This window comes from Vibrio sp. 378 (assembly GCF_033339435.1).
On record NZ_JAWOUO010000187.1, the window covers coordinates 1 to 1,004 of the forward strand.

At 44.2% G+C, this 1,004-nt stretch carries 2 protein-coding genes; both read right to left on the minus strand.

Annotated features, from left to right (window positions below):
• The coding region (locus tag R7Q48_RS25045; RefSeq protein WP_318132830.1) for an ABC transporter substrate-binding protein at positions 1 to 756 on the minus strand (756 nt) is incomplete at its 3' end.
• Between the two features lie 35 nt (positions 757 to 791).
• Positions 792 to 1,004, minus strand: a 213-nt coding sequence (locus R7Q48_RS25050; protein ID WP_318132831.1) for a metal ABC transporter permease, incomplete at its 5' end; no start/stop codon positions are given.

The following is a 1,004-nucleotide window of genomic DNA, read 5'->3' on the forward strand; positions in this document are numbered from 1 at the left end:
TGATGGTTTTTTATCCGTCACCAACCATAGTGTTTTATCTTGTTCAAACTGAGCTTTTAAAGATAGTTTGTCTTTTTCACTCCATTCTAACTCTGGTTTGAACTGACGTTTGACGACAAAAAGTTGGTTTCCTGAAGCAAAATCTTCTAGTGATTCACTCATCAACACGATTGAATCGATCTCTTTTTCAAATATCACTGCTTGTTGTTGGTTAATCAACTCACGCACGCTAAGCATTAATGCTTGTTGATTACTTTGGATTTGCTCTTGGAACTGCGGATACAACTTTTGCAGATCGTCACCGACAATGGCTGTCATACGAATTAAATTACTTGGGTTCAACCAAACGTATTTAGATGTCGCTCCATCTTCCAGCTTTAAGGCCGCAACGCCTTGAGCTCTAGGGGAAATCGCTTGTGAAGCATCAATTTCGATCAAACGAATGTTGCCTTGTCGTGCGTAGACATACGTCGGGTCTTGGTCCCAAATGGCTCTCATGGTGATGGCCACGGTTGCGATCTTTCCTGCCTCTGAAACTTGGTTTGCACCTTTAGTGGCGAACCAATTCGCCACGCGTTCAATGCCATAGCGTTTGGGAGGCAGATATGTGGTTTCCACGCCCGTTCCTTTCATCAGTTGCTCTGACAGCATGTAAGTCACAGGGGTACTGGTTAAAATATCTTTGGCCATCGCCAATGATGACAATGTACTCATCGCCATCAATCCTAAACCTAAAGTAAGAGTTTTCATTTTCATGTCGAGATACTTAAGTTGGGTATGTAAAAGCGTGCTCACGCCTTACGAATAATTCGATAAACCGTTGCAGTTAAGAAGAAAGCAGCGGAAACAATGATGATCGACGCGCCCGATGGCACCGGTAAGTCGAGCTCCATTGGCAATATGGTGCCAACCAAGCAAGCAACCGTCGCAAGCAGAGAAGAAAGCAATACAAAACTTCCCATTCGCTTGGTGAGCAACCTAGCTGTCGCACCAGGGATCAACAG